Source organism: Desulfuromonas sp. (assembly GCF_002868845.1).
Taxonomy (GTDB): Bacteria; Desulfobacterota; Desulfuromonadia; order Desulfuromonadales; family BM501; genus BM501.
The window spans coordinates 1-21178 of the sequence record NZ_PKUB01000030.1; the positions used below are offsets into that span (position 1 = coordinate 1).

21 protein-coding genes and 3 pseudogenes are annotated in these 21178 nt (G+C 57.2%); 16 read left to right on the forward strand and 8 right to left on the reverse strand.

Features of this window, described 5'->3' with window-relative positions:
• The first annotated feature begins 685 nt into the window (after window positions 1-685).
• The 4 genes from zupT (at window position 686) to C0617_RS09425 (ending at window position 3813) form a co-directional block, all read left to right on the forward strand.
• The gene (gene zupT, locus C0617_RS09410; RefSeq protein WP_291316768.1) at window positions 686-1495 is read left to right on the forward strand and encodes a zinc transporter ZupT; all 810 of its coding nucleotides are present in this window, start codon (window positions 686-688) and stop codon (window positions 1493-1495) included.
• A gap of 144 nt (window positions 1496-1639) precedes the next feature.
• A complete protein-coding gene (rhuM, locus tag C0617_RS09415; protein ID WP_291316769.1) occupies window positions 1640-2623 on the forward strand; it encodes a RhuM family protein in 984 nt (327 codons plus the stop codon).
• A gap of 127 nt (window positions 2624-2750) precedes the next feature.
• Entirely contained in the window at window positions 2751-2951 is a 201-nt protein-coding gene (locus C0617_RS09420) for a hypothetical protein (protein WP_291316770.1), read from the forward strand.
• Window positions 2952-3012: 61 nt separating this feature from the next.
• Window positions 3013-3813: a DUF2726 domain-containing protein gene (locus C0617_RS09425; protein WP_291316771.1), complete on the forward strand. Its 801-nt coding sequence runs from the start codon at window positions 3013-3015 to the stop codon at window positions 3811-3813.
• 150 nt (window positions 3814-3963) lie between these two features.
• Here the strand turns inward: C0617_RS09425 and C0617_RS09430 are convergent.
• From C0617_RS09430 to dcm, 5 genes and pseudogenes are all read right to left on the reverse strand, one after another.
• Window positions 3964-4098: pseudogene (locus C0617_RS09430) on the reverse strand (IS1595 family transposase); the annotation flags it as partial.
• A 41-nt stretch (window positions 4099-4139) separates the two neighbouring features.
• On the reverse strand, window positions 4140-5147 hold the full coding sequence (locus C0617_RS09435; protein WP_291316772.1) for a hypothetical protein: 1008 nt from the start codon (window positions 5145-5147) through the stop codon (window positions 4140-4142).
• A gap of 271 nt (window positions 5148-5418) precedes the next feature.
• Window positions 5419-5742 (reverse strand): hypothetical protein, encoded by a 324-nt coding sequence (locus C0617_RS09440; protein ID WP_291316773.1) that lies wholly within the window; start codon window positions 5740-5742, stop codon window positions 5419-5421.
• Window positions 5739-6179, reverse strand: a complete 441-nt coding sequence (locus tag C0617_RS09445; RefSeq protein WP_291316774.1) for a very short patch repair endonuclease — start codon at window positions 6177-6179, stop codon at window positions 5739-5741. The genes C0617_RS09440 and C0617_RS09445 overlap by 4 nt, the downstream gene beginning before the upstream one ends.
• Window positions 6180-6215: 36 nt before the next feature.
• Window positions 6216-7490 (reverse strand): DNA (cytosine-5-)-methyltransferase, encoded by a 1275-nt coding sequence (dcm, locus tag C0617_RS09450; RefSeq protein WP_363324376.1) that lies wholly within the window; start codon window positions 7488-7490, stop codon window positions 6216-6218.
• Window positions 7491-7855: 365 nt separating this feature from the next.
• Between dcm and C0617_RS09455 the strand changes: the two genes are divergently transcribed.
• The 4 genes from C0617_RS09455 (at window position 7856) to C0617_RS09470 (ending at window position 11583) form a co-directional block, all read left to right on the forward strand.
• Window positions 7856-8716, forward strand: a complete 861-nt coding sequence (locus tag C0617_RS09455; RefSeq protein WP_291316776.1) for an aldo/keto reductase — start codon at window positions 7856-7858, stop codon at window positions 8714-8716.
• A 24-nt stretch (window positions 8717-8740) separates the two neighbouring features.
• Window positions 8741-9133: a hypothetical protein gene (locus C0617_RS09460; protein WP_291316777.1), complete on the forward strand. Its 393-nt coding sequence runs from the start codon at window positions 8741-8743 to the stop codon at window positions 9131-9133.
• Between the two features lie 186 nt (window positions 9134-9319).
• Complete coding sequence (locus tag C0617_RS09465) at window positions 9320-9811, forward strand: hypothetical protein (protein ID WP_291316778.1); 492 nt, start codon at window positions 9320-9322, stop codon at window positions 9809-9811.
• A 491-nt stretch (window positions 9812-10302) separates the two neighbouring features.
• Window positions 10303-11583 (forward strand): peptidoglycan-binding protein, encoded by a 1281-nt coding sequence (locus C0617_RS09470; RefSeq protein WP_291316779.1) that lies wholly within the window; start codon window positions 10303-10305, stop codon window positions 11581-11583.
• Between the two features lie 103 nt (window positions 11584-11686).
• Here the strand turns inward: C0617_RS09470 and C0617_RS09475 are convergent.
• The 3 genes and pseudogenes from C0617_RS09475 to C0617_RS09485 all read right to left on the reverse strand — a co-directional run.
• The coding region (locus C0617_RS09475; RefSeq protein WP_365889147.1) for an aminotransferase class V-fold PLP-dependent enzyme at window positions 11687-12062 on the reverse strand (376 nt) is incomplete at its 5' end.
• Between the two features lies 1 nt (window position 12063).
• Window positions 12064-12855 (reverse strand): annotated as a pseudogene (locus C0617_RS09480) (aminotransferase class V-fold PLP-dependent enzyme); the annotation flags it as partial.
• Window positions 12856-12858: 3 nt separating this feature from the next.
• Window positions 12859-13800: an iron-sulfur cluster assembly scaffold protein gene (locus tag C0617_RS09485; RefSeq protein WP_291316780.1), complete on the reverse strand. Its 942-nt coding sequence runs from the start codon at window positions 13798-13800 to the stop codon at window positions 12859-12861.
• A gap of 142 nt (window positions 13801-13942) precedes the next feature.
• Between C0617_RS09485 and C0617_RS17115 the strand changes: the two are divergent.
• The 8 genes and pseudogenes from C0617_RS17115 to C0617_RS09520 all read left to right on the forward strand — a co-directional run.
• Window positions 13943-14041, forward strand: a pseudogene (locus tag C0617_RS17115) (DUF423 domain-containing protein); the annotation flags it as partial.
• Window positions 14042-14231: 190 nt separating this feature from the next.
• Window positions 14232-14405 carry a hypothetical protein gene (locus tag C0617_RS09490; RefSeq protein ID WP_291316781.1) on the forward strand — a complete coding sequence of 58 codons (174 nt, stop codon included), beginning with the start codon at window positions 14232-14234 and terminating at the stop codon, window positions 14403-14405.
• Between the two features lie 27 nt (window positions 14406-14432).
• Window positions 14433-14882, forward strand: a complete 450-nt coding sequence (locus C0617_RS09495) for a hypothetical protein (protein ID WP_291316782.1) — start codon at window positions 14433-14435, stop codon at window positions 14880-14882.
• Window positions 14883-15183: 301 nt separating this feature from the next.
• Window positions 15184-15395, forward strand: a 212-nt coding sequence (locus tag C0617_RS09500) for a pyridoxamine 5'-phosphate oxidase family protein (RefSeq protein WP_291316787.1), incomplete at its 3' end; no start/stop codon positions are given.
• A gap of 438 nt (window positions 15396-15833) precedes the next feature.
• On the forward strand, window positions 15834-17174 hold the full coding sequence (locus C0617_RS09505) for a VWA domain-containing protein (RefSeq protein ID WP_291316783.1): 1341 nt from the start codon (window positions 15834-15836) through the stop codon (window positions 17172-17174).
• A 586-nt stretch (window positions 17175-17760) separates the two neighbouring features.
• Window positions 17761-19476: a HAMP domain-containing sensor histidine kinase gene (locus C0617_RS09510; RefSeq protein WP_291316784.1), complete on the forward strand. Its 1716-nt coding sequence runs from the start codon at window positions 17761-17763 to the stop codon at window positions 19474-19476.
• A 163-nt stretch (window positions 19477-19639) separates the two neighbouring features.
• Complete coding sequence (locus C0617_RS09515) at window positions 19640-20191, forward strand: response regulator transcription factor (protein WP_291316788.1); 552 nt, start codon at window positions 19640-19642, stop codon at window positions 20189-20191.
• Between the two features lie 269 nt (window positions 20192-20460).
• Complete coding sequence (locus tag C0617_RS09520; protein WP_291316785.1) at window positions 20461-21030, forward strand: hypothetical protein; 570 nt, start codon at window positions 20461-20463, stop codon at window positions 21028-21030.
• Window positions 21031-21178 lie beyond the last annotated feature (148 nt).

A 21178-nucleotide genomic window follows, 5' to 3' on the forward strand; every position in this document is an offset into this window, starting at 1 on the left:
TCGCTCCTCGTTGATGGAAAGTTTCTCTCTCTCCATCATGGCGCATCGACGCCGAAGTAGGTAGCGAGGGGAGACCATTTCATCACTCAAGACGCAAAGAGAAGCATTGGTCTGAATCAAGAGCGGCAGTCCAGAAGCAAAGCGATGCTCAAGGTGGTGAAGTCAAAACCGGCCTCACGCTCGTTCGCTTTGCTCACTTAAGACGCAAAGACGCAAAGGAAAACCTGGGGGACTGACTTAAAGGCGAAGGGCAGGTGCAGGGGGCGCTCTGGTCGGGCCAATCAGAACCGGCCTCACGCTCGTTCGCGGTCGCTCACTCATGGTCGCAAAGGTCGCAATGAAAACCATTGATCCGTGAACCGTGATCGGTGAACCGAAAAGACTCTCCTTCCTTGCTCGTCACCCGTCACTAGTCACTTGTTACGGTCTCTTCCCTCACGCTCGTTCGCGTTGCTCACCCAAGACGCAAAGCCGCTAAGAGAAGCATGGAGACTGACTTGGTTGGCCTCCATTTGCGTCTTTGCGGCTTTGCGTGAGACACGGGTCTTGGTTTTGGAACAAGCTGTTATTCTCGTTAATTGTTATGGGACCCGAGTGTTTGATCTGAATAGAGGAATTGACAGCCGGGCGGGATGGGAGTAGATTAGGGGCGTTTATTTTTTACTGTCATTCTAGGTGCTTCGCCATGCCCAACGATGTCCTCTTCGCCTTTGGCCTGACCCTCTTCGCCGGACTTGCGACCGGCATCGGCAGCGCCATTGCCTTTTTCGCGAAACAGACCAACACCAAGTTCCTCTCCCTCTCCCTCGGCTTTTCCGCCGGTGTGATGATCTACGTCTCCCTGGTCGAGATCTTCGTCAAGGCCCAGACCGCCCTCGTCGCCGCCTACGGGGTGAAGCCGGGCAACTGGTTCACCATCATCGCCTTTTTCGGCGGCATTGCCCTCATCGCCCTCATCGACCAGCTCGTCCCCAACATCGAGAACCCCCACGAGCTGAAGGGGGTCGAGGATTTGAAGGGGACCCAGCCGACCGAGCGCGAGCGCAAGCTGCTGCGCATGGGGACCTTCACCGCCCTGGCCATCGCCATCCACAACTTCCCCGAGGGGCTGGCGACCTTCGCCGCCGCCCTCTCCGATCCCACCGTCGGTATTTCCATCGCCCTGGCTATCGCCATCCACAACATCCCCGAGGGGATCTCCGTCTCCGTCCCCATCTATTACGCCACAGGCAGCAAGCGCAAGGCCTTCTACTACTCCTTCCTCTCCGGCCTCTCCGAGCCGGTGGGGGCGCTGATCGGCTACGCTCTTCTGTACAATTTTTTCAACGACACGGTGATGGGGGTCCTCTTCGCCGTGGTCGCCGGGATCATGGTCTTCATCTCCCTCGACGAGCTCCTCCCCTCGGCGCAGAAGTACGGGGAGCATCATCTTTCGATCTACGGGCTGGTGATGGGGATGATGGTGATGGCGGTGAGCCTGGTGATGTTCATGTAGGGTCGGGAAGGTCATGGCCAAACCGGCCTCAGGCCCGTTCGCTTCGTTCGCTCAAGTCTGCGAAGGTCGCGAAGGAAGGCTCTCGGTTTTGAGAGGTGTTTCTGATGAGTCGATGACAGACAACAAAGCGCTAGGAGTGCGACCATGAGCGACATTGTCATCTATCAAACCAGCGATGGCCAAACCGGGCTTCAGGTTCATCTTGACCGGGAGACGGTCTGGTTGACCCAGCGGCAGATGGCGGAGTTGTTTGAAAAGGATAGCGATACTGTAGGTCTGCATATCCGCAACCTGTACAAAGAGGTAGAACTGGTTCGAGAAGCAACTGCCGAGGAATCCTCGGTAGTTCAAAATGAAGGTGATCGGCAGGTTCGCCGCAAGGTCCAATTCTACAATCTCGACGTCATCATCTCCGTCGGCTACCGGGTCAAGTCCAGGCGTGGCACCCAGTTCCGCCAATGGGCCACAAAAGTATTGCGTGACCATCTGGTCAAGGGATACACGGTCAACGAGCAACGCCTGCGCGAGGAGGCCGCCAAGTTGCGGGACCTTCAGCAAACCGTGGACCTGCTTGCCCGTACTCTGACTACGCAGGAGCTTGTGACGGAGACCGGCAAGGAACTGCTGCGGGTCATCAGTGATTATGCCTACGCCCTGGCGACCCTCGATCGGTTTGACCATGGCACCCTGGAGGTAGAAGAAACGAGCGGGCCGGCCTCGTTTGTCCTGCAATACGATAAGGCAATCGCCATCGTGCAGTCGATGAAGGGTGAATTTGACGGGCTCTTCGGTCTGGAGAAAGACCAGGGGTTCAAGAGCGCCCTCGGTGCCATTTATCAGACCTTTGACGGCAAGGATGTTTACCCGAGCATCGAAGAGAAAGCCGGCAACCTGCTGTATTTCGTTGTCAAGAATCACGCATTTACTGACGGGAACAAGAGAATTGCCGCCGCTGTTTTTATCTACTATCTGGCAGCCAACGGTATCCTTTACCGCGCCGATGGCAGTAAGCGACTGGCAGACAATGCCCTGGTGGCCCTCACGCTGCTGATCGCGGAGAGCCGTCCTGATGAGAGGGAGACCATTGTCAAGGTGGTGGTGAATCTGATTAACCGAAGCAACAACTGAAATCGGCCTCACGCCCGTTCGCTTTGCTCGCTTAAGGCCGCGAAGGTCTCAAAGATGGGCAACGCTATCCTTCGGCCTTTTCGGCTTTCGGGCGGGGGATGGCATTTTTCGTTTGACAGGATGACCGATGGCTAAGCAGAAGAAGAAACAGGACAGCGTCTTCAAAGAGGCCTGGGAGAATATGTCCGGGGACTTCGAGAGGTTGCTGCCTGAGAAGCTTCGGGAGCGGAAGGGGAAGAAGAAGTTTGTTCTCTGGCTCTTTGTTCTGGAGTTGTTGGTGCTCGGGGCGGTGGGGAAGTTTGTTTGGGAGTGGTGGGTGGGGAGATAAGTATGCTGCCCCCGGGACTTGGTCAATATTTTATGATTTGTATTAAAAAGCGGAGTTAGAAGTGATAAGCGGTCTGTTCGCATTAGTTGCGGTTGTTCTCATTGTCGTCTTTGCCTTGGCGGTTATCACCTCGCAGAAGGGGCGCCAGCCGACTAGCAAAGGTGAAGAATTTTCTTTTGATGCTCGCAAGGAGTTGTTGAGCCCGGCTGAGCGATCCTTCTTCGGAGTGTTGGAACAAGCGATTTCGGGTGAATTCAAGGTCTTCTCCAAGGTGCGACTGGGGGACTTGATCCAGCCGGCTAGGGGGTTGCCACAGGGCCGACGTACCAGCCTTCGGAACCGTATTCAGCAAAAGCATGTCGATTTTGTTCTCTGTCATCCAGACTCCCTTGCTGTGGTCGGTGCGGTGGAGTTGGATGACTCTTCGCACGGGCGAAAAGATCGGGCAGACCGCGACGATTTCGTCGACCGTGCTCTCACATCGGCCGCTGTCCCTATTCTGCGCTTCCCTGCCCGCAAGGGGTATGCGGTTCCTGAAGTCCGGGCGAAGTTAACCGATAAATTTGAATTGAAGGGTGCAGAGGTTGACCCGCCGGAATCTGTTGTGGAGGAGAAGACGGAGCACGAGAATGTGACACCTCCACCTGAACAGTCGATGAAAGTAGAGACCCTGCCGGAAGAAGAGGTTGCCCCTGTAGTCGAAAAAACGGCGTTGGCTGAGGAACCCTCTGCGCCTAACTGCCCTGCCTGCAACGTCCCGATGGTCAAGCGGCAAGCCAAAAAAGGGCCGAAGGCCGGGCAGTGGTTTTGGGCGTGTCCTGGGTTCCCGAAGTGTCGGAAGGTGTTGGCGATAAGGGATTGAGTAGATTGTCATCGAAATTTCATAATACGGATTTTTTCTAAGCAACATGGAAATAGGTATTATGTCCCCGCAATCTTTATGTTTTATGTCCCCGCAATCTTACAAAGAGCACAATTTCCAGCATTAAAGGCCTGACCCTCGGGGCACTGGTAGCCGTTGAAAATAGTAGGCTGCCGTGTTGCGGTGAACCCCAACCAAGGCGGCTGCCGTACGGGCCGTAGAACCCGAAACAAAGTGCTCGATGAGCCGGTCTTGCTTGGCCTGACTCAGACGACTTTTTCGCATACCGCTATCCTAGACAATTTTCAGTTATCTAGGACAGCCCCTTATTTTTTTTCATCCATCAAGAGAAATAAGTCTCTAAGAGAGATTGGCTCTTCTCCTTCATAAATCTGTAACCCTTTACTTCTAAAACTTGCGCTGGCATAATTTATCCACCTGTCAAATAAAAACTCATCCTGCTCAACCTTCTCCCATGCTTCAAGAATTAACTTTGGATTGTTTTCAAAAAAATCTTTTATTTGGCCGAGACTGTCAATTGCCCTTCCCACGGCTGCTGGGCAATCAAAAAATCTACCTTGGTATTCTTTATTAACTCTCCCGCCCGATGAAAATAAATCCCTAAAGGATTTATTATAATAACCATATTTTGTACACAAATAAATAGCTGCCGCACCATAATTCCCCGATAATGTTTCTGGAAAACAACACATTATCTCAACCCTATAGTACTCTTTTTTACAAGGCGAAAGTGAGGCAAAATTTTTGATTTCAAAAGAGGTGCTTGTCACACCACTCTCTTCATCTATCCACCAAGGATAACTCCCCTTTTCTCCTTTTTCCAAAACATATTTCTTAAGTGTCTTAACTTTGTCTTTGCTTACCCTAAAATCTTCATAATCCTCTTCTATTTTATCAAAAACATTAGGCGAATCCCCCAATTCCATATTGATTTCATACCGTGGGGAATGGGTTACCTTAATATCTGACAAACAATCTTCATATTTTCCAACCTTAATTTCCAAAGCATCTTTGTTTAAAAAAACAACATAAATAGATTCAACGCCAACCCTTCTTGTCCCCTCCATTATGCTATTACCTAAGGAGGTCCATGACTTTTTAGATGTTTTGACTTCAATACCGTAAGTCTCATATTTAATATCAGGGAAACTTGTACTTCCTGGTTGATATTCAACCTTTTCTATGTCAATTTTCGCATTCTTTTTAAGTTCATCAACAACAACTTCCTCAAACTCTCTATCGCTTAAGTTTTCAAATCCAGGTCTCTCTGAAATTCTCTGCACCACATCATTGACTAAATCCAAAAACTTCATCCTGCCTCCATTGAAATCTGATGCTAAAAGAATGACTAATCAGTGACCATTAAAATAATGGTCTCATTAAGTCTCAGACATGTCAACACTTAAAACACTGACCAAGCTTGACTTCTTGGCCCGGAGAGTTGGAGAGTTGGAGAGTTGGAGAGTTGGAGAGTTGGAGAGTTGGAGAGTTGGAGAGTTGGAGAGTTGGAGAGTTGGAGAGTTGGAGAGTTGGAGAAAATTTTACTTCTAACGTTCAAACAGGATCATTCCAAGCTTGGCAACTTTAAACCTTTCCGAGAATCGCCAACCTATTTCCTTCGGTCTTTAAACGGATAGAATAATTATATGTAATTCCATAAATCTTTAAAATATCAACCAATCTAAATTCATTACCTTCTTTGTCGACCAAGTCTTGACATATTTTTATATCATCAGTCCAATCTTGATATCTTACCCCCGCAATAAATTTTCTATCTCCGACTATTATGTCAATGTTAACCCTCTCCTTATGTTTGTAAGGAATGATTTCGCTTTGACCTCTAATCAGAATAATAATCATAGGTTGGCAGTCTTTATAATATCCATTTTTGCGAACTTTTCCAATCATCGACTAATGCTCTTTCTTTTGTCATGCTCCTTTTTAACGAGCTTCGCACAACCTAATGGCGACTCCTTGATTTGACTTTCCCAGAGTCTTATTACTGTCCATCCATCCTCCTCTAAGCATGCAGTTACTTCGGTATCTCTCTGGATGTTTCTTCGTATTTTGTGTTGCCAATAGGAATCATAACCAAGCAACTCTTCATCAATACTGCTCAACCCTCTAAGTCGCCAGTTGTTGCCATGCCAAAAATCTCCGTCACAAAATACAGCAATTTTGGTCCTTATAAAAACAAAATCTGGTTTTCCTTTAACAGGATAGTGTTTTCTGTAACGCAAGCCAAGTCGCCACATTGCGGCACCTAGCTCTCTCTCTGGTTTGGTACATTTACTTTTGATAGCCCGCATTATTTTACTTGTTATAGCAGGATCTCTCTTGGGCATTAAAAGACCTTTTTAATAACTGAAACTAAAAATTACCTATTCGAATAAATCTTTCCATATACGCTTGAGCCTATATGCCAAGTGGTAAGCTAACAATGGGGGCACGGCATTGCCAATGACTTTGTAGCCATTTGTGGGATTGAGCTCATACCCTCTTCCCCCATCAGAATTTTGTATAACAAACTGAAAATCATCAGGAAATGTCTGTATCCTTGCGCATTCCCTTAAAGTTAATCGCCGTTCTCCAAACCCTTTCGTTAACTCGTCAGAATAGCGACCACCATGTTGAGCGGATAACCGACGGAACTCAATATTTCCATGATGTTCAGACCTGATGGTAGGGCCAGGACCATCTAAGTCAATTTCTTTTTGCCCCTGACAGTGATTGCCCATCCATTTAGCCTTCGAGTAATGGTACTGAGACAAATCATCGACAGAATCACCTGGCTCCTTAAGTCCAGCCAATGCTTGTCCGGTAGTAACTATTGGCTTCAAGTCCTTAGGAATTGCTTCTTTGTTGCAATGGGTCGGAATGGGAAAGGGGTCGAGATGAATTGGCAAACATCCGCTCTCAAGCAACGAATTAGCTTCTAACCTAAGGCTGTCTTTTCTGAGCCCTATAAATATTATTCTCTCTCTTGTTTGCGGCACCCCAAATTCCATTGCCTTTAATAGCTTAGCGAACACAAAATACCCACCACCAACTCCTTCGAAATCCCTTGCTATGACTTCTTTGACATTTTCTAAAGTAATTAAGCCTTTTACATTTTCAGCAATGAAAACTTTGGGTTTAACAAGGCGGACTACTTCTTTCATCCAAGTATAGAGCATGCCCCTGTTTTCTTGGGTAGCGACATTGTTAATGTCAATAAGGTTGCCCTTATGACACTTATGGGAGTCAAATCCTTTTCTCTTTCCGGCAATACTAAAGTCTTGACAAGGGAATCCCCCTGTAACAATATCTATATTTTCGGGAAAAACATTTTCAACCTTGGCCTTTTTCACAAGATCAACAATGCTCATACCTGAATATTCTGATACCCTATTCGACCTGTGACTAAAATGGTGCTGCCAAGCTACTTGTGCCGCTTCGAAAATATCATTTGCAAAAACGGTCTCAAACCCTGTCCCCTTGAGCCTGACCCACCCATCGCGTGTTCTCTCTTCGAAAAATTCAGGGTTGACTTCTTGGTTAACAGAAGCTTCCAAAACCTCAAATCCACCTTCCAGCCCTAGATCCATTCCCCCACATCCAGAAAAGAGTGAGAGAACTCTTTTAGAAACACCAAGCTTCACCCCTTTTTCATTCATTTGGGCAGCAAATCCAGAAACATCCATAAATAACCCTGATCCTTCCACTCTTCCCCCAAGGGGGCCCAAAAAACTTTATCTTCTTGACCGCTTAGCATGCCAGAATGTGGCAGTTTCTGCAACTTATTTGGCAGCCTTTTCCCAGACGAAATATCTTTTGGGGGTAGAGATCCATGAGGGCCGGGGGGGAAACCCTGGGTTGGAGGGTCAGGGAAGTTCCGGGGACAGTTTACTTATCTTTGACAATCTCCAACTTTTTGCCAAAGTAGTTCATAACCCGAACTGCTAGCGCCAAGGCTCATCACTTACCCCATCTCATCCCTCAACCAAACAATCAATCCGGTTGAAAGCCAAGAGGTGCCCACATGACCCCAGGCACGGAAGAACAGCCTAAGGACTTCTCTTCCACCATCCTCCCCACCATCGACAAACCCGTCTGCCGCATGGGCATCGCCGGCAACTACGGCCTTGATCCCACCGATATCGTCTGGGCGGCGGAGCAGGGGGCCAACTACTGGCTCTGGGGGGCGAGCTTCAAGAAAGTCACCGAGGGGATCAAAGAGGTCATCCGGCAAGACCGGGACAAACACGTGGTGGCCATGCTCGGCTGGGGGGCCTTCGGCTGGCAGGTGCGGCAGAGCGTCGAGGGCGCCCTGCGCAAATTGGAGACCGACTACCTCGACGTCTTCAAGCTGAGCTGGTTGGGCAAGATGTCCGGCTACCGCAAGGGGGTGGTCGACACCCTGCTGCGGCTGAAGGAGGAGGGCAAGATCCGGGCGATCGGCACCAGCATTCACGACCGCCGGCGCGCCGGCCGGCTGGCCCTCGACTCCGAGATCGACCTCTTTATGATCCGCTACAACGCCAAACACCCCGGCGCGGAAGAGGACATCTTCCCCCATCTCGCCAAGCGCAACCCGGCCGTCGTCAGCTATACAGCGCTGGCCTGGCAGCAGCTGACCCGGCCGCTGCAAGGGGTCGACATGCCGCCCTGGCCGGGAGCGGAACCGCTCGCCGTGCCGCCGTTGACGCCCCAGCTCTGCTATCGTTTCGTCCTCACCAATCCCCACGTCCACCTGGTGCTGACCGGCCCCGGCAACCGCGAGCAACTCAAGCAGAACTTCGCGACCCTGCAGCAGGGACCCTTGTCACCGGCAGAATCAGACTGGGTGCGGGACTACGGCCGCCTGGTCAAAGCCAGGAAAAAGCTCGATTATGTGAAATGAAGCGCTGGTGAGGAGGTGGAGCAGATGGCGACGACCGCTATCCTGAGATATCCCGCCCCGGCAGAGACGGGGCTGCCGGCGGAAGAGGAGGGGAAGTTCCTGCAGATCGTCTGGAGGGGGCGGGAACATCTCCTTTTCGCCCCCGCCGAAGTCCACCGCTATCACAACCAGATCCTCGCCCGCTTTCTGCAGGAGAACGCCATCGCACACCGGTGGGTGACCGAAGAGAAGCTCGAGGTCGATTCCCCCGATCTTGCCGTGACCGGCGGCGGAAGGTACCGGGCCGAAGTGGAGGGTAAGGTCCTGGAACTCTATGACGATTCCCAGGCCTACGGCCGCTTCGACGAGGGGGGGCTTGCCGAAAGGGTCGCCGCATCCGGTGGCCTCTGGAGCGGGTATGACATCAGGATTGGTTGAGCAGTGCGCGGAATATTCAAGGGAGCAGTTTTGAGGGTCATTAATCCTGCGGCTCTCCTTTGCCGTCCCTTCCCCGGCATGATCCCCATAATGACTTCCAGTCAATTTTTGATAAAATATCTATAGACTTAGGATGATTCCAGCGGACAATTCGACGAATGCTTTCAAGGAAGAGGGAGGGACCCCATGACCGAGAACAACGACAACAACAAAGAACAACAGGAAGTCGGCCTGTACGAAAAGCTCGCCGGCCGCACCGCGGAACTCCTGGAAGAGGGGAAGAAGACCCTCGACGAGGCGCTGAAAAAAGCCAAGGACGAGATGCAGAAAGCCGGTGAGTTTTCCGGCGAACAGCTCGACAAGATCGGCTCCTACGTCCAGCGGGACGTGATCGAGAACGCCGGCAAGGCCACCGAGGCCATCAAAAAGACGGTCAACCCCCAACGGGTGGCCGCCGGGGCCCAGAGCATCATTGCCCGGATTCTGACCAGCGCCGCCGACGCCCTGGGGGAGCTGGCCGAAAAGACGGAACAGGGCCTTCAGTTCCAGACCGGCGAGGTGACCAGCGCCGGCACCCTGACCTGCAAGGAGTGCGGCGCCGAAATGCACATGAAAAAAACCGGCCGCATTCCCCCCTGCCCGAAATGCCATAAGACCGGTTTCAGAAAATCTTATTGAGCAGAAGCCGGAAGTAAGAAGTTGGAAGTTGAAAGGGTGAGGGCAGAAGCTAACCACCAGGTTGCGCTCCTGGTTGCGCGCCCCGTATGCCTTGCCGGGCTCACATGGACCCTTCCGGTGGCCTGCATCAAATCTCTGCGGGGGGGATGGACAGTTCAACGACCTTCCTGATCCTCCCGACCCCGGTCCTCACCGCCCACTCGATGTGCCGCCGCTTATTCCCGACCCTCTCCACCCGTATTTTCTGACCGTTGCTTTCTCCCCATTGCCATCGCCGCAGATCGCATGTTCACGGGCTGCGCCCTTAGTTTCACCCGTTCTCGCAACCTTTGATCATCCCCCTCTGCACCGTCCCCCAATAAGTCAGGCGAGGGCGGTTGACAAACGCGAAAGGAACGATTGAATGGGACCAACGCAAACGATCTGGCGATTTTCTGTTCCACCGGTGGCGGTGGAAAGCACAGGTTGAAAGGAGAAGGTTCATTAATAGGATGCGCGCACGGAACACCGGAACGGCAACGGCTCTCCTTATCGCTCTCGGCTTGTTTGGCCTGACCCTTCTGTCGGGATGCGATCAGGAACAGGTGAAAACCGCCCAGGTAGAAGAAACCAGGACAGCGGCCAAGAAACTCCTCTCTTCTACCCCGGCAGAAGAGATGACGTCTTCTGGCATGGAGGATGTCGAAGCCCGCCTGGCCCAGGTCGAGGCCAGGGAAAGCGAGCTGAACAAGCTGCAGCAGAGCCTCTCGTCCCGCGAGAACGAGTTGAACCAGTTAAGGGCCCAGGTGGACGAAAAACTGAAGGAGTCGCAGTTGACGGGAGACGAGGCGCGGGAATACCAGAAGGGTCTCGCGGACCTGGGACGGCAGGCCGGTCAGAGCGGCGTTTCGAAAGTGGGTTCTGCGCTGCCGCCGGACGCCAGCACCGGCGAATGTTTCGCCAAGGTGGCCGTTCCTCCTCAGTACGAAACGGTTACCGAGAAGGTTTTGAAACGCCAGGCGTCCGAGAGGATCGAGGTGATCCCGGCGAAATACGAAAAAGTCCTGGAAAAAGTCCTGGTGGAGGCCGAAGTCCAGAAGCTCGAAGTCGTTCCCGCGACCTTCGGCTTCGAAGAAGAGACCGTGATGCTGAAACCGGCCGCGAAAAAAATCGTCGAGGTCCCGGCCGTCTATGAAAAGGTTTCAGAAAAGGTGCTCGTCAGGGAGGCCCATTCGGAGTGGAAAAAGGGGACCGGCCCCGTGCAGAGGATCGACCAGGCCACCGGGGATATCATGTGCCTTGTAGAGGTTCCCGCTCAATACAAGGTCGTGACCAAGCAGGTTCTGAAATCCCCCGCGACGACACAGGTGACGGAAGTGCCCGCCGTATTCAAAACCGTCAAAAAACGGGTCATGAAGACGCCCCCGACCACAAAGACGGTGACCATCCCCGCAAAATACAAAACCATCGAAGTCACCAAGATGGTCACTCCGCCGACCGAAAAACGGATCCCAGTTCCCGAGGAATGGCAGACCGTCAGCAAAAAACAGCTCGTATCGGAGGGACGCATGGAATGGCGCTCGATCCTCTGCGATACGAACATGACAAGGGATCGCATCGAGGACATCCAGAGAGCCCTGCTCAACGCGGGACACGACCCCGGCCCCATCGACGGCGTTATCGGGTCGGAAACGATGGCGGCGGTCCACGCCTTCCAGAAGGCGAAGAGCCTGCCCATGGATCAGTATCTCAACGTCGCGACCATCAAGGCCCTCGGGGTCAATCCCCGCTAGAGGACCAAAAGCCGGCACATCGAAGGGGGCGGATGCATTTCCGTCCCCTTTGCCTTGGCCGCCCCTCCGGTTCCGGGTGGGGCGGGAATCGACCAGGGTCCGGCTAAACCTTCAGGCAGTTTCGCTTGTCATCCCAGAAGGGCGAGAGGCGGCGCAGGCTGGCGACGATCGGGGGGAGGACCTCGATGATCCGCTCGACCTCGGCCTCCTCGGTGTAGCGGCTGAGGCTGATCCGCAGGGAGCCGTGGATGGCGGTGAAGGGGACCTCCATCGCCTGAAGGACGTGGGAGGGGTCGAGGGAGCCGGAGGTGCAGGCCGAGCCGCTGGAGGCGCAGATGCCCTGGCGGCTCAGCTCGTAGAGGATCGCCTCGCCCTCGACGCCGTGGAGCGCCAGGTTCAGGGTGTTGGGCAGGCGCTCCGCCTCCCTGCCGTTGATCTCGAGGGCCGGGATCTTCGCCACCAGGGTGCTCTGGAGGCGGNCTCCTCCTCCACGGTGGCGACGGCGAGTTCGCACGCCTTGGCCAGCCCGACGATGTAGGGGACGTTCTCGGTCCCCGCCCGCCGTCCCCGCTCCTGGTGCCCCCCGATCATGAAGGGACGCCAGCGGGTCCCCCGCCGGACGAAGACCGCCCCGACCCCCTTGGGGGCGTGGATCTTGTGCCCGGAGAAGGAGAGGAGATCGACGTGGCGCAGGTCGGTCTTCAGGTCGACGGGGATCTTGCCGATCGCCTGGGTAGCGTCGGTGTGAAAGACGATCTCGGCGCTCGTCTCCTTGGCGATGCGCGCGAGTTCGGCTACCGGGTAGATGACCCCCGTCTCGTTGTTGGCCATCATGATGCTCACGATGAGGGTCTCCTTGCGCAGGGCTCTGACGTACTCCTCCATCGGCAGCTCTCCCTGCCGGTTCACAGGCAGGAAGGTGACGTCCTGGCCGCGGCGCGCCAGCTCCTTGGCGACCTCGAGGACCGATGGGTGCTCGACGGCGGTGGTGACGATGTGTCGCTTCTCCGGGTTGGCCTGCACCGTTCCGAAGAGGGCGGTGTTGTTGCTCTCGGTGGCCGAGCCGGTAAAGAGGATCTGCTCGGGGTCGACGCCGCCGAGGCAACGGGCGACCGTTGCCCGGGCCCTGGCGATCGCCTCGGCCGGGGAGCGGGCCGCCTCGTACATGGAGCTGGGGTTGAAATACTCCGCCGTGAGGTAGGGCTGCATCACCTCCAGCACCTCGGGGGCGACGGCGGTCGTCGCGTTGTTGTCGACATAGATCGTCTTCATGGCCTAGACCTCGATGACCCGGAGCCGGTCGTCCACCCTGTCTTTCAGCCGGCTTTCGACCAGCAGCCGCAGGGTCTGCTGCGCCCCGTGGCACGCCTCGCAGGCGCCGGCCAGGCGGCAGTAGACCAGGTTCTCCTTGATGTCGATGAGCTCGATGTCCCCCCCCTCGGCTTTGAGGGAAGGGCGAATGTGCTCGTCGATCGCCGCCTCGACGGCCTTGCCGAGCCGGTAGGGCGACACTCGGTCGGCCCCCGGCGCTCCCTCTGCCGCCGGTGGAGGCTCTGCCGCCGGCGCCTCGCCCCAGATCTCGCCCAGGAGATCCTGCAGGCCTCCCGGGGCATAGTGGCACGACCCGCAGGCGCCGCCGGCCTTGGTGGCGTTGGTGACCTCCTCGATGGTGCGCAGCTCCAGCTCCCGGATTTTCCGGCGCAGGAACGGCTCGGTCAAGGAGAAGCATTTGCAGACGAGCCGGCCTTCCTCTTCCCCCTCCAACTCCTGCGGAGGGAGGAGCCCCGTCAGGTCGACGCCCCGTTTGCGAGACCAGTCGATGACCGCCTTCTGCAGGGCCTCGGCTCCCATGACGGAACAGTGGATCTTCTCCTCGGGAAGACCGCCGAGGAAATCGACCAGGTCCCGGTTGGTCACCTGCAGGGCTTCGATCGGCGTTTTGGCTCCTGCTTCGAGCAGGGAACAGAGGGCTTCGGAGGAGGCGATGGCCGATGTGCAGCCGAAGGTCAGGTAACGGGCCTCGGTGATGACGTCCCGGGCGGGGTCGGACGGATGCCTGGCGACCCGGAAGGAGAACCGCAGGGCGTCCCCGCAGACGATGGAGCCGTGCTCGCCGAAACCGTCGGGATGGTCGATCTCCCCCATGTGCGTTCCGGCTTTGCCCTGCACGGCTTCGGTGAAGAGACGGAGGACTTTTTCGCTGTATTTCCAGGGCATGCGCCCCTCCTTTCCTTCGGGGAAGGCGATGTGTGTACACTTCCATTTTACCCGATCTGGAACTTCCGGGGATGAAACGCTCCAATTCTGTTGGCGGGAATCAAGGAGTTGAGTCTTACGCATTCTCGAGGGTACCCTCGGGGGCAGCCTCTGCCTGATGGTGCCGACCGGGAGGCGTCAGCTGGGGATGATCACCCCGCTGGGCGGGGTGGCCTTTCCGGTCGCCTGGGGGCTGGTCGCTCTTTCCACATTGCGGCTTCCGGGTCAGGGCGCCACCGGGCGCTGGCATTCATGTCTTGACAATCTGTCCAAGCTGCTGAATATTGATGGAATATCCCCACCGAGAGGAGCCCCGGGGCGGTTTCACGGAAGCGGTTGTCGTATCCTCTCTTTCGCTCCCCCTGCCATGGCAATGGAAGAACGGAGATTCAATGGAATATCTCATCCTGTGGGTTGTCTTCGGCTTTGCCGCAGCCTCTCTCGCCAAGGGAAAGAATCGAAATCACGTGTTGTGGTTCTTCATCGGCCTGCTGCTCGGCCCCTTTGCCGTGCTGGCGGTCGCTTTGATGAAACCGGCCCCCGGCGCGAACCAGGGATACGAATAGTCTCGCCGCCGCGGCACCGGAGCCCTCATGATCGTTTTTGAAATATTCAGGAAGCGGCGCACCTTCGCCGCGATTTTCAACAAGGTCTGGCCGCTGGTCAGCGCATATATCCCTTACCCTCCGGATATCGGCGACGAACCGGAACAACAGCTGGTTTTCACCGGCGCCCTGGTCTACGGCACCGTCTACCAATCCGCCCTGGCGGCAGGAACGAGCACCAGCGCGGCCCACTACCTGGCGCGCATGCACCTGCGCAATTACAAGTTTGACAGCGCCGTCAGCGAATCGATCACCGAGATCTTCGCCGGGTATGATGACGCGGAGGAGCAGGAATACACGGACCTCTTCCAAACCCGGCTCGGCGGCATCGTCGAGACGGTCCGCGCCAAGGGGGACGCTGCCGACCCCGCCGACATCGAACCCGCCCTGCTGGAGCTTTCCCGGTCTTATCGGAGAGTGACCTTTACACCGGAGTAGCCGGAAGGTTGCCGATCCAGAACAGGGAATGGCGCATTTCAACCAACCCCAGGACACCGTCCCCTTCTCTTTACCTGCTAGTATTAATGATGAAACGGACGGTCGGCTGCGAAACCAGGCCCCGTGTCACGCAAAGGCCGCCAGGGAGGACAAAAACCCCGAGGCTCAACCTTTTACTTTGCGGACTTGAGTGAGCGGACGCGAACGGGCGCGAGGCCGATTTTGACTGGCGGGTTCCCTCAGCAACTGCTACCACCTCCCGCCAAACCTCTCCACAGAGATCAAGGAGACCACCATGGAAATGAAAGCCTATTTCGAGACATCCTCCGGCAAGGGCGTACTGTCGACGGCCGACGGGGAGGGAAGGGTGGACGCGGCCATCTATGCCAAACCCCACGTCATGGACGACGGCACCCTCGCTTTCATCATGCGCGACCGGCTGACCCACAAGAACCTGACCGAAAACCCCTACGCGGCCTACCTCTTTGTCGAAGACGGACCCGGCTACAGGGGNATCCGGCTTTTTCTGAAAAAGGTTCGTGAAGACGCCGACCCGGAGCTGATCCGGAAAATGACCCGACGCTCTCTGACGCCCGAGGAAGACGAGGCGAAAGGCCCGAAGTTCCTGGTCTATTTCGAACTGGAAAAAACCCTCGACCTGATCGGCAGCGGCGTGCCCGCGATCGGCTGAACCGACGCCTGTCTCCAGCTCCCCCGAAGAACCCGTCCCGGCAAAGGAGTTTTTCCACCCTGTCGCCCCGGAGCCGAGAGGGTTCTTTCCGGGGCAGTATTGCGCCCGGGGACAGGCTGCACAACCACCAATCCATGACAAATCTTTTACAAATCATTGACCTCCCCATGACGACGTAAAGACGAACGAGTGATCTACTGGGGGCAACAAGAGAGACCCCGGTGATTGACAACTCACGTCGAAACAGAGGAGGACAAATCATGAAAACGACGCAAAGAATTCTGGCCCCGCTCCTGGTTCTCGCCACTTTGCTCCTGACTGCGCCGGCTCTTGCCGCGCCGCTGGTCGAGTGCGACCTGTCGCTGGACCGCACCGTCTTGCCGGCCGGCCTGTCGCAGAAGGCGGTCATAAAGGTGAGCCTCGATGTCCCGGTCATCCCGCTCGAAGTCTCCCGCCCGCCGGTCAACCTGACCCTGGTCCTCGACCGCTCCGGTTCGATGTCGGGCAACAAGATCGCCAAGGCGCGGGAGGCGGCGATCACCGCCCTGCGGCGTCTCGGCCCGCAGGATATCTTCTCCCTCGTCGTCTACGACCACAACGTCAAGACCCTCGTCCCGCCGCAGAGCGCTGCCAACGTCGAATGGATCGAGGCTCGCATCCGCAGCATCGGCCCCGGAGGCAATACGGCCCTTTACGGCGCCGTCAGCCAGGGGGCGGCCGAAGTGCGGAAGAACCTCTATCGGCCCTATGTCCATCGGGTCGTACTCCTCTCCGACGGTCTGGCCAACGTCGGGCCGAGTTCTCCGGCCGACCTGGCCCGCCTCGGTGCCGCGCTGATCAAGGAGGGGATCTCGGTCACCACCATCGGCATCGGCAACGATTTCAACGAGGACCTGATGACCCAGCTGGCCGACCGCAGCGACGGCAACCACTACTTCGTCGAGTCGAGCCGCGACCTGCCCCGGATCTTTGCCGCGGAACTCGGCGACGTCCTCTCTGTGGCCGCCCGCAAGGTCGTTATCGAAATCGACTGCCCGAAGGGTGTCCGCCCGATCCGAATTATCGGCCGCGAGGGGCGTATCCGCGGCAACCGGGTGGAAATCCACCTCAACCAGCTCTACGGGGGGCAGGAAAAGTACGCCTTGATCGAAGTGATGGTCGAACCGGGCCGGGCAGACGAGACACAGAAAATCGCCGACGCCCGCTGCTCCTATGAAAACGCCCTGACAAACAAGAAGGAAAGGTCGGTGGCGGTCGCCCAGGTCCGCTTCTCGAAACGCCAGGAGGATGTCCGCCGCTCCGCCAGCAAGACCGTGCAGAAGTCCCTGGTCGAGAACGAGATGGCCGAAGCCCGCGACAAGGCCCTCGACCTCTACAACGCCGGCCGCAAGGACGAGGCGGTGCGGCAGCTGAAAGAGAAGAGCGACGAAATCTCCCTCCGGAGCCAGAACCTCGGGTTCGATGACATCGCCCAGGAAGCGGAAGGGGCCCTCGAAGAGGACGCCGCCACCTTTGCCGCCCCGGCGCCCCTTGCCCCTGCGGAGAAAAAATCGATCCGGTCGGAAAGCTACAAGGTCCGGAAACAGCAGAAGGATTATTGATGGTATGATGCCCGGGGCAGGGGAGGCCTGCCCCGGGCTGTTTCTCTTTTCTGGGTACGCACCTCGTTCCGAAGGGGACTGGCTCTGCCAGGTGCCTGTCCCCTCAGGTACACTTCGCGGACTTTGCGGACTTGAGAGAGCGGATGCTAACGGGCGTGAGGCCGATTTTGACAGGTGGATACGCTCCCCTTAACCCACCTGTCAGCGCCAAGAAGAACCACGATGAAGTATGAAAGGGTCTCCTTTGCGTCTTTGCGGCTTTAGTGAGCGGAAGCGAACGAGCGTGAGGCCGATTTAGTTCATGTTTCAGAAAATTGCATCCCTGACCTGAATGCTATATGCGCAACCGGCGGGTCGCGTCCCGCCTGACGCCTTACTTTTTGTCCGAGCCAACAAAAAGTAAGCAAAAAATGGCTTCCCCTGCGGGGGGCATTTCTGTCGCCGGGATTCGGTCGTCCATGTGGCCGTTGCTGCCGGTTGTTTTCGGCGGCGCTTCGTGGGAAGGCAGCGTGACGGACCGACGAAGCGAAACCCTTAACGGGGCGGTGCTGCTGTTATGCAGTCCTCCACCCTCAATCTGAATACCATGACCCGATTCCGACTGATCACAACCTGGCTGCTCCTGCTGATACCGACGCTCCTTTTGGGCATCGGCGCCCTCTACCTGCTCAAGGGCGAGGAGGACCGCCTAGAAAGGAGCGCGCGGGCGACGGCGCGGGACCGGATCTCGGCGATTGCCGGCAATATCGACCTGGCGGTCGCCGAGGTCAAGGACGGCCTGGTCGAAACCCTGCGCGGCCTGCCGCAGGGCGGCATTTTGCGGCAAACCGACCTGCTCGAAGACTGGAAGCGCGGCAACCCCCTTGTCCGCAATGTCTTCGTCTGGGAGGGGGGACGGGGCCTGCGCTATCCAGACCCGGAAATGCCCTCGAGCGACGAGGAGGCCGATTTCATCCGGCGTTACCTTCCCCTCTTCGCCGACCAGGCCGCCTGGCAGGCGCCTCCGGACGATTCACGCGGCGCTGCGAGTGAAGATATGGCCAGCAGCATCCTGCTGGAGCGCAGGGAGCTGCGCCAGCTTGCCAAGCAGGCCCCGATCGCGTCGGAGGCTTCGGCGGACCGTGCGGCGGCGCCGGGGGCGGGGCTGGCGGGGGCGCCGGGGGCGGGGCTGGCGGGGGCGGCGATCGGAGCGAGCGGCTGGCGGCCGTGGTTTGCCGACAACCGCCTGCACCTGCTCGGCTGGTACGAGACCGATGGAGGTTCACGACGGATCGGATTCGAAGTCGAGATGATGGCCCTGCTGAGCCGCCTGCTGGGCAACTTTCCGCCCGATGCGCCCTACGGCGAGACCATTGCCCTGATCGACGGCAACGGCGATATCTTCCACCAGGTCGGGCCGCTCGAAATTTCGGCCGACAGCCGGCCTCTGGCCGCCGCCTCCGTCGCCAGCCTGCCCCACTGGATGGTCACCGCCTACCCGAACGCCGATGGCGGCAGGTCTGGGACCGGCTTCCTGCTGATCTCATCGCTGCTGGTCGGCACCTTTGTCGTCGCCATCCTCCTCGGCGGCTCGCTGCTGCTCTGGCAGGCCCATCGTAACCAGGTCGACGCGAGGCAGAAGACCTCTTTCGTCTCCAATGTCTCCCACGAACTGAAAACCCCCCTCACCACGATCCGCATGTACGCCGAAATGCTCGGAGAAAAACGGATCGAGGACGCCGGCAGACAGCAGAGCTACCTGCGGACGATCATCCGCGAGAGCCAGCGCCTGACCCGGCTGGTGAACAACGTGCTCGATTTCAGCCGCCTCGAACAGGGACGCAAGGCGTTTGCAAAAGAGGAGATCGCCCTTCCTTCTCTGCTGCACGAACTGCTCGACAGCCAACAGGTGCGCCTTGAGGATGCAGGCATGCAACTGATCCGGGAGGTCGACGCCGCTGTGGCTCCCATCGAGAGCGACCGCGACGCCCTGGAGCAGATCGTCCTCAACCTGGTCGACAACGCCATCAAGTATGCCGCAGAGGGCAAGAGCCTGACGGTGGAACTGCAGCAGCAAAAAGGCGGGCCCGTCGTCCGCTTCAAGGATGATGGGCCCGGCATTCCGGCCGGTCATCGCGGTCGGATATTCGACAAGTTCCACCGTGTCGATGCGTCCCTCACCGCCCGGCAGCAGGGGAGCGGACTCGGCCTCAGCATCGCCCGCCAGCTCGCCGAGGGGCTCGGAGGATCCCTGTCCTTCTGCCCGAATACCGGCGGCGGCTGTTGTTTTGAGCTGACCCTGCCGGCAAGGAGCGACCGATGAGTATCCGTGTTCTGATCGCCGAAGACGACGCCGACCTGCGCCAGGGGCTGATCGACCTGCTCGAGGGCGAAGGCTACGAGGTCTTTCCCGCCGGGGACGGCCGGCAGGCCNGCAGGCCCTGGACTGTTTCCGCCGGGAGGGGCCCGACCTGGTTCTGCTCGATGTGATGATGCCGGAGATGAGCGGCTACGATGTCTGCCGCGAAATCCGGAAAAGTGACAGCCGCACTCCGATTATCATGCTGACGGCCAAGGGGGAGGAGGTCGACAAGGTGGTCGGGCTCGAGCTCGGCGCCGACGATTATGTCACCAAGCCCTTCGGCCTGCACGAGCTGCGGGCGCGGATTGCCGCCGTGCTGCGCCGTTCGCGGAACCACCGGCCCGAGCCGGCAGCGGGCTGTCCGGACATCTTCCGGGTCGGCCGGGCCCTGGTCGACCGCAAGACCTACCAGGTTACGGTCGGCGAGCGATCGCACCGCCTGACCTCCCGGGAAATGAAGCTGCTGGAAATCTTCCATGCGCGGCCGAATGAGGTCCTCTCCCGCAACGATCTGCTCAATGCAGCCTGGGGCGTCGACTATTTCGGCACGACGAGAACCCTCGATCAGCACGTCGCCCAGTTGCGCAAGAAGATCGAACCGGACCCGGCCTCTCCGCAGTCCCTGCTCACGGTGCACGGGGTGGGGTACCGGTTCCAGCCCTCCGAAAACTCCTGAAGAAAACCTGACAGCTAAAATCCCCAAAGACTCCTTTCAGCTCCAGGCCCCGGTATTTAAAATCGGATGTCATCAGATTTGATCCGTGTCCAATTGCCTATTGGACTGGGGCCTTTGGCTGAAGGCCGGCCCTGTTCCGGCAATTTTTCGAGCCATCCGAAGGCGGTCCTTCTAAAGCTTATCCGACTCCCTGCCGATAAGTGAGATGGAGTTCCTTGTCCAGGCAAATCGGACCGTCAATCTCCCCACGGAGGGAAAAGGAGAGGCTCATGTTGAAGGGAATCAACAGCCAGGTTTTATCGGGACAAAAAATCGATTTCAACAAGGATCAACAGGGACCGAAAGATCCGCAGCAACTTGACAAGACGGCGGGTGCCGGCGACCGGGTATCGCTGGCGGGGGAGGAAGCCCAGGCCGTTACTTACCAGCCGGTCGGGACCGCCCTTACTTTTGACGCCCAGCTGGAGATCCTGAAGGAATTCTTCGCGACCACCCTGGAGAAGCAGGGGGTGTCGTCCCAGGTCAGCATCGAGGGGGTTGAAACCGAACTGACTGAACTGACGCCGGAGGAGGCGCAGGACCTCGTCGCCGAAGACGGCTTTTTCGGGGTCGAGCAGACAGCTGACCGGGTTGTCGATTTCGCGGTCGGTCTGGCCGGAGGCGATCCGGGGCGTTTCGAGGCGATCATGACCGGCGTGGAAGAGGGCTTCCGCCAGGCCGAAGAGGCCTGGGGCGGAAAACTTCCCGAGATCTCCTACGAAACGCTGGAGGCGATCCGGGAAAAGATGGCGGAATGGGTCCAGAGCTTCGAAGCGGCCAGTGATGGGACCGAGGCCTGATCCGGAAGTCCGGGGCCGGGCTGACGGGGCTCGGAGGCTTCTTTTTTCAGTTCCCGTCACGAACCGAGACAAAACAGGGTCCAATCTGTTATGTTGTGGGGCGTCGCCTATTGCGAAATCCTCCCCCCATAACAAAGGACGTTTTTCA

Coding starts and splice junctions, on each gene's coding strand:
- zupT (WP_291316768.1), top strand. CDS start 686: ATGCCCAACGATGTCCTCTTCGCCTTTGGCCTGACCCTCTTCGCCGGA.
- rhuM (WP_291316769.1), top strand. CDS start 1,640: ATGAGCGACATTGTCATCTATCAAACCAGCGATGGCCAAACCGGGCTT.
- C0617_RS09420 (WP_291316770.1), top strand. CDS start 2,751: ATGGCTAAGCAGAAGAAGAAACAGGACAGCGTCTTCAAAGAGGCCTGG.
- C0617_RS09435 (WP_291316772.1), bottom strand. CDS start 5,147: ATGAAGTTTTTGGATTTAGTCAATGATGTGGTGCAGAGAATTTCAGAG.
- C0617_RS09440 (WP_291316773.1), bottom strand. CDS start 5,742: ATGATTGGAAAAGTTCGCAAAAATGGATATTATAAAGACTGCCAACCT.
- C0617_RS09445 (WP_291316774.1), bottom strand. CDS start 6,179: ATGCCCAAGAGAGATCCTGCTATAACAAGTAAAATAATGCGGGCTATC.
- dcm (WP_363324376.1), bottom strand. CDS start 7,490: ATGAATGAAAAAGGGGTGAAGCTTGGTGTTTCTAAAAGAGTTCTCTCA.
- C0617_RS09455 (WP_291316776.1), top strand. CDS start 7,856: ATGACCCCAGGCACGGAAGAACAGCCTAAGGACTTCTCTTCCACCATC.
- C0617_RS09460 (WP_291316777.1), top strand. CDS start 8,741: ATGGCGACGACCGCTATCCTGAGATATCCCGCCCCGGCAGAGACGGGG.
- C0617_RS09465 (WP_291316778.1), top strand. CDS start 9,320: ATGACCGAGAACAACGACAACAACAAAGAACAACAGGAAGTCGGCCTG.
- C0617_RS09470 (WP_291316779.1), top strand. CDS start 10,303: ATGCGCGCACGGAACACCGGAACGGCAACGGCTCTCCTTATCGCTCTC.
- C0617_RS09485 (WP_291316780.1), bottom strand. CDS start 13,800: ATGCCCTGGAAATACAGCGAAAAAGTCCTCCGTCTCTTCACCGAAGCC.
- C0617_RS09490 (WP_291316781.1), top strand. CDS start 14,232: ATGGAATATCTCATCCTGTGGGTTGTCTTCGGCTTTGCCGCAGCCTCT.
- C0617_RS09495 (WP_291316782.1), top strand. CDS start 14,433: ATGATCGTTTTTGAAATATTCAGGAAGCGGCGCACCTTCGCCGCGATT.
- C0617_RS09505 (WP_291316783.1), top strand. CDS start 15,834: ATGAAAACGACGCAAAGAATTCTGGCCCCGCTCCTGGTTCTCGCCACT.
- C0617_RS09510 (WP_291316784.1), top strand. CDS start 17,761: ATGACCCGATTCCGACTGATCACAACCTGGCTGCTCCTGCTGATACCG.
- C0617_RS09520 (WP_291316785.1), top strand. CDS start 20,461: ATGTTGAAGGGAATCAACAGCCAGGTTTTATCGGGACAAAAAATCGAT.